Origin of the sequence: Methylomonas fluvii (genome assembly GCF_014850975.1) — a bacterium.
In the GTDB taxonomy this organism is placed as follows: Bacteria; Pseudomonadota; Gammaproteobacteria; order Methylococcales; family Methylomonadaceae; genus Methylomonas; species Methylomonas fluvii.
Window position 1 is genome coordinate 1,315,105 of record NZ_JACXST010000003.1, and the last position, 14,310, is coordinate 1,329,414.

14 protein-coding genes are annotated in these 14,310 nt (G+C 60.4%); 12 read left to right on the plus strand and 2 right to left on the minus strand.

Going from position 1 to position 14,310, the window contains the following annotated elements; translation table 11 throughout:
• Positions 1 to 2: 2 nt before the first annotated feature.
• From EBB_RS23615 to EBB_RS23660, 10 genes are all read left to right on the plus strand, one after another.
• Positions 3 to 1,127 (plus strand): PepSY-associated TM helix domain-containing protein, encoded by a 1,125-nt coding sequence (locus EBB_RS23615; protein ID WP_192396093.1) that lies wholly within the window; start codon positions 3 to 5, stop codon positions 1,125 to 1,127.
• Positions 1,127 to 1,357 (plus strand): hypothetical protein, encoded by a 231-nt coding sequence (locus EBB_RS23620; RefSeq protein WP_192396471.1) that lies wholly within the window; start codon positions 1,127 to 1,129, stop codon positions 1,355 to 1,357. Before EBB_RS23615 ends, EBB_RS23620 begins: the two co-directional genes overlap by 1 nt.
• Before the next feature lie 266 nt (positions 1,358 to 1,623).
• Positions 1,624 to 4,164 carry a TonB-dependent hemoglobin/transferrin/lactoferrin family receptor gene (locus tag EBB_RS23625; RefSeq protein ID WP_225587735.1) on the plus strand — a complete coding sequence of 847 codons (2,541 nt, stop codon included), beginning with the start codon at positions 1,624 to 1,626 and terminating at the stop codon, positions 4,162 to 4,164.
• 11 nt (positions 4,165 to 4,175) lie between these two features.
• Complete coding sequence (locus EBB_RS23630; protein WP_192396472.1) at positions 4,176 to 4,424, plus strand: hypothetical protein; 249 nt, start codon at positions 4,176 to 4,178, stop codon at positions 4,422 to 4,424.
• A 146-nt stretch (positions 4,425 to 4,570) separates the two neighbouring features.
• Positions 4,571 to 5,311, plus strand: a complete 741-nt coding sequence (locus tag EBB_RS23635) for a PEP-CTERM sorting domain-containing protein (protein WP_192396094.1) — start codon at positions 4,571 to 4,573, stop codon at positions 5,309 to 5,311.
• Between the two features lie 122 nt (positions 5,312 to 5,433).
• On the plus strand, positions 5,434 to 6,435 hold the full coding sequence (locus tag EBB_RS23640; RefSeq protein WP_192396095.1) for a ChuX/HutX family heme-like substrate-binding protein: 1,002 nt from the start codon (positions 5,434 to 5,436) through the stop codon (positions 6,433 to 6,435).
• 82 nt (positions 6,436 to 6,517) lie between these two features.
• Positions 6,518 to 7,054, plus strand: coding sequence for a HugZ family pyridoxamine 5'-phosphate oxidase (locus EBB_RS23645; protein ID WP_192396096.1), 537 nt, complete (start codon positions 6,518 to 6,520; stop codon positions 7,052 to 7,054).
• A gap of 154 nt (positions 7,055 to 7,208) precedes the next feature.
• Positions 7,209 to 8,111, plus strand: coding sequence for a heme/hemin ABC transporter substrate-binding protein (locus EBB_RS23650; protein WP_192396097.1), 903 nt, complete (start codon positions 7,209 to 7,211; stop codon positions 8,109 to 8,111).
• On the plus strand, positions 8,108 to 9,202 hold the full coding sequence (locus EBB_RS23655; RefSeq protein WP_192396098.1) for a FecCD family ABC transporter permease: 1,095 nt from the start codon (positions 8,108 to 8,110) through the stop codon (positions 9,200 to 9,202). The genes EBB_RS23650 and EBB_RS23655 overlap by 4 nt, the downstream gene beginning before the upstream one ends.
• 1 nt (position 9,203) lies before the next feature.
• The gene (locus EBB_RS23660) at positions 9,204 to 10,019 is read left to right on the plus strand and encodes a heme ABC transporter ATP-binding protein (RefSeq protein WP_192396099.1); all 816 of its coding nucleotides are present in this window, start codon (positions 9,204 to 9,206) and stop codon (positions 10,017 to 10,019) included.
• A gap of 15 nt (positions 10,020 to 10,034) precedes the next feature.
• Here EBB_RS23660 and EBB_RS23665 read toward each other — a convergent pair whose 3' ends face one another.
• Together EBB_RS23665 and EBB_RS23670 are read right to left on the minus strand one after the other, a co-directional pair.
• Complete coding sequence (locus EBB_RS23665; protein ID WP_192396100.1) at positions 10,035 to 10,244, minus strand: hypothetical protein; 210 nt, start codon at positions 10,242 to 10,244, stop codon at positions 10,035 to 10,037.
• Positions 10,235 to 10,411 carry a hypothetical protein gene (locus tag EBB_RS23670; RefSeq protein ID WP_192396101.1) on the minus strand — a complete coding sequence of 59 codons (177 nt, stop codon included), beginning with the start codon at positions 10,409 to 10,411 and terminating at the stop codon, positions 10,235 to 10,237. Before EBB_RS23670 ends, EBB_RS23665 begins: the two co-directional genes overlap by 10 nt.
• Before the next feature lie 89 nt (positions 10,412 to 10,500).
• On the opposite strand from EBB_RS23670, the gene EBB_RS23675 reads away from it, so the two are divergent.
• Together EBB_RS23675 and EBB_RS23680 are read left to right on the plus strand one after the other, a co-directional pair.
• On the plus strand, positions 10,501 to 11,472 hold the full coding sequence (locus EBB_RS23675) for an SH3 domain-containing protein (protein WP_192396102.1): 972 nt from the start codon (positions 10,501 to 10,503) through the stop codon (positions 11,470 to 11,472).
• A gap of 353 nt (positions 11,473 to 11,825) precedes the next feature.
• Positions 11,826 to 14,036: a TonB-dependent siderophore receptor gene (locus EBB_RS23680; protein ID WP_192396103.1), complete on the plus strand. Its 2,211-nt coding sequence runs from the start codon at positions 11,826 to 11,828 to the stop codon at positions 14,034 to 14,036.
• Positions 14,037 to 14,310: the final 274 nt, after the last annotated feature.

Below are 14,310 nucleotides of genomic sequence, written 5' to 3' on the forward strand. Positions count from 1 at the left end.
ACATGTCCGCCAGATCAACGTTCAAAGTTTGGTATGGGGTCCACCAATGGACCAGCCTGGTCTGTACGCTGTTCATGCTGCTGTTGTGCCTGACCGGCTTGCCGTTGATTTTTGCCGAGGAAATCGATCTGGCGCTAGGCCGAAATATCGCGGCGCCCCAACGGCCTGACGACCAGCGCCAAGCCGACGTCGACGCCATCGTCGCCGATGCCTTGGCCCGCCGACCCGGCGACACCGTGCAATTTCTGGTCGGCGACGCGGAGGAGCCGGCCTTGTGGTCGGTACGGCTCGGTAAAACCGCGGCCAGTAGCGACGTGAGTGCGTTTTATCTGTACGACGCCCGCAACGGCGAGTTTTTGCACGCGGTTCCGCTGGACAGCGGCTTTATCAACCTGATGTTTCGCTTGCATTACGACTTGTTCGCCGGCTTGCCCGGCAGCCTGCTGCTCGGAGCGATGGGCTTGCTGCTATTGGCGTCGCTGGTCTCCGGCACCGTGCTGTACCACTACCACATGGCTAAATTGCCGTTCGGCAGTGTGCGCCGGGCCGGTTCGAGTCGGCTGCGCTGGCTGGATTTGCACAACCTGCTCGGTATCGCCACCCTGGTCTGGCTGGCCATGGTCGGCTTGACCGGCGTCGTCAACACCGTGGCCGAACCGATTTTTCAGCGTTGGCAGGACACCGAACTGGCGGCGATGCTGGCGCCTTACCAGGGCCAAGCGCCGGTCAACGGCCAAGGCCGGGCCGGCGCGGCACTGGCGGCGGCCTTACGCGCCGCGCCGGACATGGCCCTGAGCTTTATGGCCTTCCCCGGCAATGAATTCGCCGGCCCGCGCCAGTTCGTCGCCTTCCTGCAGGGCAATACGCCGCTGACCAGCCAATTGCTGACGCCGGTGGTGATCGACGCGGCGACCAGTGAAGTATTGGCAAAACGCGAACTGCCGGCTTACGTCAAAGCCTTGCTGCTGTCCAAACCGCTGCACTTCGGCAATTACGGCGGCCTGCCGCTGAAATGCCTGTGGCTGGTACTGGATTTGATCGCCATCGCGGTGCTGGTCAGCGGCGTGTATTTATGGCTGGCCCTGCGGCGCTGGCGGCTTCCAGCGGTTGCCGGAGCGGCGGCCTGATGCGGACCGCCAGCCGGCGCACGTTTTGGCAAATCTGGCGCCTGCCACTGGCGCTGGGTTTGGCCAGCGCGGCCGGACTGGCGGCGGCATTGATTGGCGACGGCGCGTGGGATGCCGCGTCCTGGGCCTTGTTGGGTTTGCCGGCGGCGGTTTGCGGCCTGGGATGTTGGCCGTCGAAGAGTACCGCCTGTGTTGGTGATAAAGGACCGGATGGGTACAAACGGGAGTGAGGGGATGGGTTTAGAGAATCTCCTCCTACCCCCTCTTTCTCAAATATCGGGATGAACAAGCAAACAATTATTGGAATTTATGTCCCCAGCAAGGTGATTTGAAAAAACCGGCATTTCCGCCACAGCGGAAACGCCAAACAACAATTGATTAAATTAACCCGCCAGCCCCCCTAGCCGTCGTGCCAGGCAGCCAGCAGTAACCACTGTATGCCATGGCAACCAAACCGACTGATTCAATATTCGCAATCGGGCCTCGAGACATTTTGATGTCCGTTCGCCTCGCGCCTTTCGAGAGACGGCTGGCGCTTCGACAAGCCCGCCCGGAGCACTGCCGCTGCGTTTGGCGTGCATGCCCTTTAGGGTACCAAGGGTTCGAACAATTTAGGGCCGGATCAATCGCGCCACGGCGCCGCCCCGATGCAATCTGCTTCGCGTATCGCGCCCCTTGCCGGCGGGCGCTGCTTGGCGCGCTGCTTGGCGCGCTGATGGGCTTGCTGGCCGGCACGGCCGTGGCCGAGGCGCCTGCCACCGACACGGCGGAAGACATCGAATTGCCGACCGTCGCGGTCAAATCCGCCGCCGACGTCAAGAAGGCCGCCGTGCCCGGCACTCAATCGACGATAGACGCGGCGACGATAGAACAACGCATGGTCCGCGACATCAAGGACCTGATCCGCTACGAACCCGGCGTCAACGTCGGCAGCAACCCGCAACGCTTCGGCTCGACCGGCTTCACGATACGCGGACTGGGCGGCAACCGAGTATTGATGCAAATCGACGGCGTGCGCCTGCCGGACAGCTTCGGCATCGGCTCGTTCGCCAACTCGACCCGCAACGCGGTGGACATGGATGCGCTGAAAGCGGTCGAGATTGTGCGCGGCAGCGGCCCGGCGGCCTACGGCGGCGACGCGCTGGGCGGCACCGTCAATTTCGTCACAAAGGACCCGCGAGACTATTTAAAGGTATTCGGCAAATCCAGCTATACCGGCCTGAAATTGCATTACAACACCACCGATAACCAATTCAGCCAAACCGGCACCGCCGCCGGCGCGCTGGGCGGCTGGGAAGGATTGGCGGTGTTCACCCATAGCCACGGCAACGAAACCGACAACCAAGGCGGCATCGACAGCCGCGATGAGCGGCGCACCCTGCCCAGCCCGCAAGACAATCAGGGTTACAACCTGCTGGCTAAATTGCTCTACCGCTTCAACGACGACAACGTGCTGCGGGTCAGCGGCGAATGGCTGAACAAAGTATCCGATACCGACGCGTTGTACGGCCAGAATCTGGACATCAGCAACCGCTTCGTCAACCGGATGTTGACCGACGACGACCAGTCGCGTTGGCGGCTGGCGCTGGACCACACCCTGAAAGCCGTGCAAACGCCGCTGTTCGACCAAGTGTTCTGGCAGTTTTACACGCAACGCTCGGCCACCCGCCAGGCCACCTTTCAGGACCGGACTTCCAACGCCAACGGCCATGTATTGGTCGAGCGTATCTTCGATTTCGACAACGAGGACCTCGGCGGACAACTGCGGCTGGACAAGCATTTCGAGTTCGCCGCCGCCGAACACGACCTGCAATACGGCGGCCAAATCAGTAAAAACAGCGTGGCCCAGCAACGCGACGGCACCCTGACCTGCCTGACCGGCAAACCGCGTCCGCCGCGCCAGGGCGGCGTCACCCCGGAGTGCGGCAACGGCAAGGGTACCGTCACCCATACGATATTGCCCGACGAATTCCCGGTCCGCGATTTCCCGCTCAGCACCATAACCAAGGCCGGCGCTTATGTGCAGGACACGATAAGTTTGTTCGACCGGCGCATCGAACTGATCCCCGGCGGCCGTTGGGAGTACTACCGGCTATTGCCGCAAAGCGATTACCTGTTCGAAAAAGCCTCGGCCCAGGCCGTCGCGGAAGGCGCGGCCCCCATCGTGCCGACCATTAAGGACGCCGAAGCCTTCCTACCCAAATTCGGCGCGTTGCTGCATTTGAACCGCGTCTTCACGTTGCACGGCCAATACGCCCACGGCTTTCGCGGCCCCAATTTCAGCGACAGCAACCTGGGCTTTACCAACGCCGCGTTCGGCTACACCACGATACCCAACAGCGCCTTGACGCTGGAAACCAGCGTCGGCGCCGAAGTCGGCCTGCGCGGCCAGGGCGGCGCCGGCCAATTCGACGCGACCTTGTTCCGCAACGACTACGAGGACTTCATGTACGACGCGACGATATGCAGTCAAAGCAGCGGCTGCCAATACCTGACCTATCAAACCGTCAACAGCCCCGACCCGATCCGCTTGCAAGGCGTCGAATTCAAAAGCCAAGTCTTTCTGGATTGGTTTTGGCCCGAACTATCCGGCACCAGCCTGCTGCTCAGCGGCTCCTACACCGAAGGCACGAATCTGCGTAGCGGCCGGAGCGACGATGTCGCGCTGCGCAAGATCAGTCCGATGAAGGGCGTGCTCGGCCTGCGTTACGACCCAACGGCCGGCGATTGGGGAGGCGAACTGATCCTGACCCTGGTCGGCCCCAAGCAGGCGGCCACCGCGCCGGCCGACGCCAGCTATTTGACCAGCGGTTACGGCGTCGTCGATTTCAACGCCTATTACCGCATCAACCAGCACGTCAGCCTGAATCTGGGCGTGTTCAACGTCTTCGACAGCCGCTACATCGACTGGGAAGACGTGGACACCCAGGAAAGCAATCCGCACCGCGGCCTGGGTCCGTTCGCCAATGCCGACATTCGCGACCGCTATTCCCGGCCCGGCCGCAATCTCGGCGTCACGCTGAAAATCGCTTATTGAAGAGAACCACGATGAATCATAGCCACCGGGCCCACGGCCCTAAAAAACAACTGGAAACCTTGTTCGACGAACTGCTGCACCACGACGGTTTCGGCGAACTGCGCGTGGAAATGCGCCTGCTCAAGCGCGGCCAGAAGGAAGTCATCCTGCATTGCGGCAAGCAATACCGCTATGTCGTGGATTTCCAATCCCGCTACCGGCCGCCGACCGAAGCCGCCGCGCCGCCGCGCGAGCAAGCGGGCCCGGACCAAGCCTCATGAGTTTTTCCCATCCGCCACCGCCGATGGCGTCAGCCATCGCGGATCGCCGGCTCGGGGTCGAAGCGGCGGATCGTATATACGGCAATACCCACGCACCGTCTTCCTGAAGAAGAGCTGCGTTCAACTTCATTTAAAGGACATTACCCATGAAATACCTGCATCAATCGACCCTGATCGCCAGCCTGCTGGCCGTTTCCGGCATCGCCAACGCCGATTACACCAACGATCCCGATCCCTACGCGGCCGGCTACGGCTTCGACACCCCGAGCGAAGCCGCCTGGGGCGGTTGGGATCGCGGCGACACCGGCACGCTGTACGCGGAATGGGACACCTTCGTCGACAGCTCCTACCCCGGCACCCGCACCGCCGCGCCGGATGTTGGCAGCGCCGGCACCACCGACGCCAATATCGGCTGGAACGCCGGCACATTCGCGGCCGGGTCGGGCAATTTATATAGCTTCAGCGTTATCGAAGAGTTTGCCGCCACGATAGCTGGCAGCGTGGCCTCCGGGCCTTTGCGCGCTGTACTGCAATTCGAAACCTGGGGAATACCGGCCGACTACTCAAGCATACTGCTGAATGGCGTGGCGCCCACCTTCACCGCGCAAACATTTTACGATACGTCCTATCCTAGCTCGTTCGGTGCTGTACCGTTTGAGCAGTATTTAGCTTATTGGGATTTGTCCGACGCAGCATCGGTTTACCAGTTTACCTTCAGCAGCGACGATCCTAGCCTGAGCTTAGCGCAAGTTGCGCTGGATATCGGCCCGAACGCAGCTGGCGCCGATCCCGTAACCAGCGTGCCGCTGCCTGCCGCAGTATGGCTGTTCGGCGCCGGCTTAATGGGTTTGCTGGGTTTAAATCGTAAGAAAGGCCTGGCGGCATAAGCGCCGGCCTGTAAACGCTTTGCAGCCGGGTCGCGTGGCCCGGCTGCAAAGTCCCTAACCTGCGCTGCCCTGGAAACTCGCAGTGCATTCGCTTAACGGAGCTCAGCGTAATGGCAAAATCCATGACTAAACATCCCGTATCGATTGCGGACACTTTGAAACAAGCGTGGCAAGACCTGCGCGCCGATCATCCGCATATGCGGATTCGCGATGCCGCGGCGACTTTGGGCGTCAGCGAAGCCGAACTGCTGGCAACCGACTGCGGCAACCGGGTCACCCGCTTGCGGGAACACTGGCCCGCACTGCTGGGCGCGGTAGGCACGCTGGCTCCGGTGATGGCCTTGACCCGCAACGCTTTTGCGGTGCACGAAAAAACCGGGTTCTACGAGGATATATGTCCATGCGGCGACGTTATCCTGATTACCGGACACCATATCGAACTGTGCCTATCGATCGGCGTTTGGCATTCGAGTTTCGCAGTGATTGAAGAAACCCATCTCGGCCCGCGCCACAGCCTGCAATTTTTCGACACGACCGGCGAAGCGGTGCATAAGATCTATCTGACCGAACATGCCGATGCCGGCCTTTACCGGCGCTTGGTCGACATCTTTCGTGCCGACGATCAGTCGCCCTATCTGGCACCACCCACCGACGGCACCAAGCAGGCGCTTGGCGCCATCGCCTCATCACAGGATTTACCGGAACACTGGCAGCGCTTGCTGCTTGCCCACACGCCCGAGGCTGTTCTCGCAGGCCGGATTGCCACGCCGGCGCTACGCGAGATCATGCGGCAACTGGCGGAACTACTGTTGCCGATACAAGTGCTGGTCGGCAATCCCGGCGCGATGCAACTGCACGACGGCCCGATTCAAAACCTGAAAATTACCGGACCCTGGTTCAATGTCCTGGATCAGGGTTTCAATCTGCACCTTAACGAAATGGCCGTGGCCGGCGCGGACATCGTCCAACTCACTTACAAGCAGCGGGATTTGACCGGCCTGCTGGTTCGTGACCAAAACCAGCAGACCATCTTGACCATTGTCGGCCAATTCGACGAAGCCGACGGAGAAAGTGCTTTGTGGCGCGACTTGCTATTGGCCTTGCCGGTCATAGGGCCTGTTTAGGGTAGAGACGCAAAATTTTGCGTCTCTACCTAGGTCCATAAGCCACTACATTTTATTTATACCCTCAAAACAGGAAACCCGCATGAACCACAAAACCATCGATCTCGAACAAGTCAGAGCAGCCTATACCGCGCTGCCGCAAACATTTTCCTCCGTGCTTATGGCCACGGTCAGCGGCTCCGGCGAGCCCGAAGCCAGTTACGCCGCCTATATCCGCCACGACGGCCAATATTACGTGTACGTCAGCGAACTATCCGCCCATACCCGCAATCTGCTGGCCAACGGCAAAGTCTGTCTGCTGTTCGTCGAGGACGAGGACAAAGCCGCGCATTTGTTCGCCCGCCAGCGCGTGACCTACCACTGCTCGGCCGGCGAAATAGACCGCGATTCCGAAGCATTCGCCTACATCATGGTTTTATTCGAAGAAAAATTCGGCGCCTTCATGAAACAGTTACAAAACATGCAGGACTTTCATCTGTTTTGCCTCAGTCCGCAGCGCGGCAGTTTCGTGCAAGGCTTTGCCAAGGCATTTGCGATAGAAGGCGACGATCTGGCACAAATCCGCCACGTCAACGACGTCGGCCACCAGACCCGCGAACCGGCTGAAGCGCCGGCGTAAGGCGGACCGGCCACGACCAAGCAGCCTAAAAATCCGGCTGCATGTTTCCGGTATCCCGTTCGGGCTGAGCCTGTCGAAGCCCTAGGTGGAACGCCCCTCGACAGCGGGAACGGGTATTTAAGAGCCGGATTAAAAATCAAACGAAAAACCGAACATGAAACAGACCACATCCCTAAGCCATAAACTGGCGCGAGCCGCATGCGCGGCCCTCCTTTGGCTAACCGCCGCCGCGCCGGCCCATGCCGCCGGGCCGAGCCGCATCGTTTCGGTCGGCGGCGCGTTGACCGAAATCGTCTACGCGCTGGACGGCGCCGAGCGCCTGGTCGGAGTCGATAGCACCAGCCTGATGCCGGCCGCCGCCAAGGTGCTACCGCAAGTTGGCTATATGCGCAGCTTGTCGGCTGAAGGGGTGCTGTCGCTGCGCCCGGACCTGCTGCTGGCCAGCGCCCACGCCGGACCACCGGCGGTGCTGGAGCAATTGCGCGCGGCCGGGGTGCGTATCGAAACGCTGGCCGAAGACTATTCCGCCGCCGGCATCACCGCCAAAATCGGCGCCGTCGCCGCGTTGCTGGATAAACCCGAGCAAGGCCTGGCACTGGCCGGCCAGGTACAAGCCGACTTCGACCGCTTGGCGCAGTGGCGCGCGCAACGCGGCGATCAGCCCAAGGTGCTGTTTTTGATGGCGGTGGCCCACGGCGCACTGCTGGCATCCGGTCGCGGCACCGCCGCCGACGCGGTGTTAACGCTGGCCGGCGCCGCCAACGCCGCCGGCGAGCTGCAAGGCAACAAACCGATAGGCACGGAAGCGATGGTCGCCGCTGCGCCGGACGTGATTCTGTTAACCGACGTGGCCGCCAACGCCATCGGCGGCCTGGAGGCGTTCTACCAACAAGCCGGCATCGCCCAAACCCCGGCCGGCCGGCAGCGTAAAGTCTTGGTCGTCGATACCCTGGCGCTGCTCGGCTTTGGCTTGCACAGCGGCCAAGCCGTGTTGGATCTGGCCAAACAACTGCACGGCGAGCCGGCAGTCGCCGCCGACGCAGGTGACGGGCTATGACCGTCCATGTCCAGGCCGCGACAGCCGGACCGCGTCTTCGGCTAAAACCGGCCTTGACTCGCGCCGGCCTGTGCTGGCTGCTGGCACTGCTGCTGGCCGTCGCCGCCTTGGCCGCGCTGGGCAGCGGCGCGGTCGCGATCTCGGCCGGCCAGGCCGCCGCCATCGTCACCGACCGCTTCGGTATCTCCCTGCCCTGGCGGTTCGGCGCCGACCAGCAAGCAGTGTTGCTGGAGATTCGCGCGCCGCGCCTGGTGTTGGGCTTATTGGTCGGCGGCGCCTTGGCCGCATCCGGTGCGGCGATGCAGGGCTTGTTCCGCAATCCGCTGGCCGATCCGGCCTTGATCGGCGTTTCCAGCGGCGCGGCGCTGGCCGCGGTGGCGGTCATCGTCTTGCGCGACAGCCTGTTCGGGGCGCTGGCCGGCGCGTTCGGTGCCTATTTATTGCCGGTCGCGGCCATCGCCGGCGGTTTTGGGGTCAGTTGGTTGGTGTACCGGCTGGCCGACAGCGGCGACCGGCTGGACGTGGCCTCGCTGCTGTTGTCCGGCATCGCCATCAACGCGATGGCCGGCTCAGCCACCGGCTTGCTGGTCTATCTGGCCGACGACGACCAGTTGCGCAGCTTGACCTTCTGGAGCCTGGGCAGCCTGAACGGCGCCGGCTGGGACGGCGTCGCCATCGGCGCGCCGTTTTTACTCGCCAATCTGCTGCTGTTGCCGTGGCTGGCCGATGCCTTGAACGCCTTGCTGCTCGGCGAAGCCGAAGCCGGCCATCTGGGTTTTCCGGTGGAACGCATCAAAACCGGCGTGGTGGCCTTGGTCGCGCTCGGCGTCGGCGCGGCGGTGGCCTTGTCCGGTGTGATCGGCTTCGTCGGCCTGGTGGTGCCGCATCTATTGCGGCTGGCGTTTGGGCCGGACCACCGCTGGCTGTTGCCTTCATCTGCGCTACTCGGCGCCTTGCTGCTGATCGGTTCCGATTACCTGGCCCGCAGCTTGGCGGCGCCGGCCGAAATCCTAATCGGCATCGTCACCGGCCTGCTCGGCAGTCCGTGTTTTCTGTGGCTGCTGTTCCGCCAAAAATTGATGGGCCACTGACATGCTGCAAGCCATAGCCTTGACCTTACGCGCCGGCGCGAAAACCTTGCTGGACGGCGTGACGCTGGCACTGCGCCCCGGCGAGGTGTTGGCCGTGGCCGGCCCGAACGGCGCCGGCAAATCCAGCCTGCTGCGGGCCATCAGCGGCGAATTGGTGCCGTTCGCCGGCCTAGTATTGATGAACGGCCGACCGCTGGCGGAATGGCCGCCGCAACGGGCGGCCTTGCTGCGCGGCGTGTTGCCGCAAAGCGCCGGGCTGGCATTCCGCTTCACGGTGCGCGACGTGGCGCTGATGGGCCGCAGCCCGCAACGCAAAACCCACAGTACCGCGCAAAACCAGGCCATCGCCGAACAGGCGCTGGCGCTGACCGATACCGGCCATCTGGCCGAGCGCATCTATACCACGCTGTCCGGCGGCGAACGCCAGCGGGTGCAACTGGCGCGGGTGCTGGCGCAAATCTGGGAGCCGCAAGACCCGCTGCACCGCTATTTGTTGCTGGACGAACCGACCTCGGCGCTGGACCTGGCCCACCAACACGCGGTGCTGGCCATCGCCCGCCGCTTCGCCGACCAACAACAAGCCGGCGTGCTGGCGGTGTTGCACGACCTGAACCTGGCCGCATTGTACGCCGACCGCATCGCCCTGATGCACCAAGGCCGGCTCACCGCCATCGGCACGCCGGCGCAAACCTTGAACAGCGAGCTGATCCGGCAAGTGTTCGCGTACCCGGTCAGCATCGGTAGTCATCCGCAAATCCCGGCGGCGCCGTTGGTGATTCCGCGGCGGCAGGCCGCGCCTGGCGTTCAGGAGCAATGAGTATTGACCGGGCCCTCAAATATCGTTAGCCCTGAGCCTGTAGAAGGGCACACCGGCCGGCTTAGCCGAGCTCAGCTCGAACGCAATACCCACGATCAACAAGGCCTGGTTAATAGTCAGCCATACGGCAAGTATTCGATGACCCGGAATACTCGGTTTAGCGTATTTGGAGAAAGACGTTAACAACGCCGCCACGGAGGGCGGCACCTTACGAATCAATGCCATAGTTTTTCCGACATGGCGATGGTGTTATTGGAAGTAAAATCGAATAAACTGGTAGTGGACACTGGCCCGGCGGCAAACGGTGGATCCAGTGATTCAATGACGCCGATTACACCGTTAACGGTCATAAGCTTTGATTGCCGGATGGCATGCAGAAAGGAAAATTTCATGCTAACCCATCAGTTATTGCAAAAATGGGTATTTGCTTGGTGATATCCGGAAACTGTTTAGTTATTAGCTAGGGATTCAACGACGCACCATGGACAACGATGATCGTTCAAAAAAGAATCTTAAGGAATTAATGAATGTAATGCAGAACAATGACTCGATGAAGGAGTTTCGGGAGTCATTGAAGGCAATGCAGATGAACGACCCGATGAAGGAGTTTCGGGAGTCATTGAAGGCGATGCAGATGCACGACCCGATGAAGGAGCTTCGGGAGTCATTGAAGGCGATGCAGATGCACAACCCGATGAAGGAGCTTCGGGAGTCATTGACGGCGATGCAGATGCACGACCCGATGAAGGAGCTTCGGGAGTCATTGACGGCGATGCAGATGCGCGACCCGATGAAAGAACTTCGAGAAGCTATAAAGGCTGCAAGATCGTTGGGTGATTTAGTTAATGGGCTATCCAATGACAGATGGGCTTCAGTGCTTGATGGTGGCTCAGATATCGAGATAACTTCAGACGGACTGATATCCGTTAACTCGAAGTTAGTTACTCAAGAACAAGTTCAGGAAATAGCTCAGAGAGTTATCAGCAATGCTCTTAATGAAGGAACTTATGTCTTTGATCAATATGTAGACAGGCTTATACTTGAAATTCGGTCTCTAAAAGACCCTATTTTTCAGAGAGTACTTGCTTGGCTAATTTACCCCCTAATTGTTGGGCTAGTATTGTCCGTAGCTAATCCGATCGCTGACTACTACATAAAAGAACAACTAAGCAGCAATGAAAAAAGGCTGGTTGTAAAAGAAGTATCCAAAACAATAGCAAGTACATTCAACGAAAAATCATACTTGAGATCTTTTAGGATCGTATCCGCCAAGTCCTTAAATATTAGAAGAGTCAACTCAAATACATCCGATGTCATTGGTGTGTTATTTCTTGGGGATGTTGTGGAAGTTATTGAAAAAGGTCGAAAGTGGTCGCTCATAAGTTGGCAAGATAGTGAGAGCGGTGTTTTCGTGCGCGGCTGGGTGTTTTCTCGATATCTAAAGGCAATTTGATGAATGCCCTAACAATGCAAATCCACGCGGCCAGCAACACGCGCTGACGTAGGGTGCCGGTTAGCTTGCGAACCGCACCGTTCGGGAAACGACGTACTTTCCTCCGTGCTGTTCGTTACCTCACCGCACGCTACGGCCGGACGGCGGAAAGCCTGGGCAACGAACATCGGCCGCTACCAACCTGCGGCTTTGTTTCTCCGGTTTCCATGCTTCCGCGTGAGAACCCATAGCTTGCCCCGAGCACGCATCCAGCCATAAAAACCGAGAAAACAACGATGTAACAACCAACCACCGCCACCCAGCCCCGTGCCAGGCAGCCTAACCTATTAAATTGACCCAAGGTGAAGCAAGCCATGTCATTGACCAAAGCGCACGGTGTCGCGCCGGCAGTTGCCGCGACAATCCTGTTTTTACACAGCCAACCCGGCGCATATGCCGCCGAAACCGACAGCGACACGACCCTGCCGACCGTGGAAGTTAAAGCGCAAGGCAAAACCGAGGCGGATGCCGGCTACGTCGCCAAGCGCAGCACGGCCGGGTCGAAAACCGATACGCCGCTGCTCGAAACGCCGCAGGCCATCAGCGTGATCGACCATGCCGAATTCACGGCCCGGGCTGCGCAGAACATCACCCAGGCGGTGGCGTATACGCCGGGCTTGTTGACGGGCATGTTCGGCCCCAGCACCCGCGACGATTATTTCAATCTGCGCGGCTTCGACGCCCCGCAGTATCTGGACGGCACCCGGCTGGCCGGGGCCAATTACGCCAATCTGCGGATCGATCCCTACGGCCTGGAGCGTATCGAAGTGTTGCGCGGACCGGCATCGGTGTTGTACGGCCAGAACCCGCCCGGCGGTTTGATCAATATGGTCAGCAAGCGGCCGACCGCGCAGCCGTTTCACGAACTGCAAATGTTGGGCGGCAGCTTCGGCCGGGTACAGGGGGCGCTGGATTTTAGCGGCCCGCTCGACGAACAGGGTAAATTTTTATACCGCTTGACCGCGCTGGGCCACGGCAGCGATAGCCAAGTCGATTACAGCAAGGACGACCGTTATTTCGTCGCGCCCAGTTTTACCTGGCAGCCGGACGCCAACACCTCGTTGACGTTTTTGAGCCATTACCAAAAAGACGACGCCGGCAACACCATGCAGTTTCTGCCCTACCAAGGCAGCGTGCTCGGTAATCCCAACGGCCAACTGCCGACCAGCACCTTCCTTGGCGAGCCCGGTTTCGACCACTACCAGCGCGAACAATTCGCGGTCGGTTACGCCTTCGAACACCGCTTCAATCGGCACTGGGCCGTGCGGCAAAATCTGCGCTACGCCGACGTCAAAAGCGACTATCCGGTGACGTTTGCGCTGGGTTTTGTCACCGACGACGACGGCGTACCGGTCGATTACCGCACGGTCAGCCGGCTGGCGGGGCTGTACCGCGACCAGGCCGGCACTTTTACGCTGGATAACCACGCCCAAGCCGATTTCGCCACCGGCGACGTGCTCCACAAGGCGTTACTGGGTCTGGATTTTCGCCAGATCAGCGGCGACCGCCAGCGCGGTTTCGGCTTCCCCAGCGATCTGGATATGTATAGCCCGGTGTACGACCAGCCGTTTGCCGCGCCGCAAATCGAGACGTTGGTTAACCAGCAGCAGGACCAGATCGGCTTGTATGGCCAGGACCAAATCCAATGGAAGCAATGGATCGCGACGATAGGGGTACGCTACGACTGGGCCAGCAACGCCAGTTTGCGCACCGACTATTACGATGCGGATACCGACAGCATCGATTACGCCAAGCCCCGCTACGCCAGCAGCCGCCAGGACGACGCCGCGTTTACCTACCGCACCGGTCTAAGTTATTTGTTCGATAGCGGCGTCGCGCCCTACTTCAATTATTCCGAGTCGTTCGAACCGGCCGCCGGCAGCACTTTCGCCGGCACGCCGTTCAAACCCACCACCGGCCAGCAATACGAGATTGGCGTCAAATACCAACCGCCCGGCGTCAACGCCTTGATTACCCTGGCCGCATTCGAGTTGACCCAGCAAAACGTGGTAACGCCGGACCCCGACCCGGCCCATGTCGGTTACAGCATCCAGACCGGCGCGGCGCGCTCGCGCGGCATCGAGCTGGAAGGCAAGGCCCGCCTGGAGATGGGCCTGGACGTTACCGCAGCCTTGGCGCTGATCGAAAGCCAGGTTACTAAAACCAACGAGGCCAACCAACTCGGCAAGAATTTGAGCTACACGCCGGAAACCCAAGGCTCGCTGTGGCTGGATTACACCCAGCCGAGCGGTGCGCTGGCCGGTCTGGGCCTGGGCGGCGGCGTGCGCTATACCGGCAGCAATTACGGCGATTTAAGCAACAGCCAAAAAGCGCCATCGTACACGCTGATCGACGCCTCGGTGCATTACGAATTGGGCAAACTGGACCGCCGCCTGCGCGGCGCCCGGCTGGGCGTGAATATCAGTAACTTGTTCGACCGCAAGTACGTGACGACTTGCGGAGAAGGTTCGTGCTATTTCGGCGACCGCCGCAACGTGTTGGCGAGTTTGCGTTACAACTGGTAAACGGCAATTCCGGCGGGCGAGTTCCGCCGGAATAGTCTATTCACCCGGCCCTAAAATGCCGTTTGCCTGTCGAAGGGCGCGCCGGCCTGGACTTCGACGCGCTCAGCGCAAACGGCATACCCGTGGTAAACAGGGTCAGTTGAATAATCGATCCCGTTGCGCCGTCCTGACAACGAATGATTAAATATCCCGGTCAGCCTAAAATCCCTAGCGGGCTACATAAAAGATGAGTTGACAAATAGCAGCGATTTTCTTAAAGTCCACTCAGCCTTCA

Excerpts from the sequence above, each read along its gene's own strand:
- EBB_RS23625 (WP_225587735.1), top strand. The coding sequence starts at position 1,624 with ATGTCCGTTCGCCTCGCGCCTTTCGAGAGACGGCTGGCGCTTCGACAA.
- EBB_RS23675 (WP_192396102.1), top strand. The coding sequence starts at position 10,501 with ATGGACAACGATGATCGTTCAAAAAAGAATCTTAAGGAATTAATGAAT.
- EBB_RS23620 (WP_192396471.1), top strand. The coding sequence starts at position 1,127 with ATGCGGACCGCCAGCCGGCGCACGTTTTGGCAAATCTGGCGCCTGCCA.
- EBB_RS23655 (WP_192396098.1), top strand. The coding sequence starts at position 8,108 with ATGACCGTCCATGTCCAGGCCGCGACAGCCGGACCGCGTCTTCGGCTA.
- EBB_RS23665 (WP_192396100.1), bottom strand. The coding sequence starts at position 10,244 with ATGGCATTGATTCGTAAGGTGCCGCCCTCCGTGGCGGCGTTGTTAACG.
- EBB_RS23645 (WP_192396096.1), top strand. The coding sequence starts at position 6,518 with ATGAACCACAAAACCATCGATCTCGAACAAGTCAGAGCAGCCTATACC.
- EBB_RS23630 (WP_192396472.1), top strand. The coding sequence starts at position 4,176 with ATGAATCATAGCCACCGGGCCCACGGCCCTAAAAAACAACTGGAAACC.
- EBB_RS23660 (WP_192396099.1), top strand. The coding sequence starts at position 9,204 with ATGCTGCAAGCCATAGCCTTGACCTTACGCGCCGGCGCGAAAACCTTG.
- EBB_RS23650 (WP_192396097.1), top strand. The coding sequence starts at position 7,209 with ATGAAACAGACCACATCCCTAAGCCATAAACTGGCGCGAGCCGCATGC.
- EBB_RS23635 (WP_192396094.1), top strand. The coding sequence starts at position 4,571 with ATGAAATACCTGCATCAATCGACCCTGATCGCCAGCCTGCTGGCCGTT.
- EBB_RS23680 (WP_192396103.1), top strand. The coding sequence starts at position 11,826 with ATGTCATTGACCAAAGCGCACGGTGTCGCGCCGGCAGTTGCCGCGACA.
- EBB_RS23640 (WP_192396095.1), top strand. The coding sequence starts at position 5,434 with ATGACTAAACATCCCGTATCGATTGCGGACACTTTGAAACAAGCGTGG.
- EBB_RS23670 (WP_192396101.1), bottom strand. The coding sequence starts at position 10,411 with ATGAAATTTTCCTTTCTGCATGCCATCCGGCAATCAAAGCTTATGACC.
- EBB_RS23615 (WP_192396093.1), top strand. The coding sequence starts at position 3 with ATGTCCGCCAGATCAACGTTCAAAGTTTGGTATGGGGTCCACCAATGG.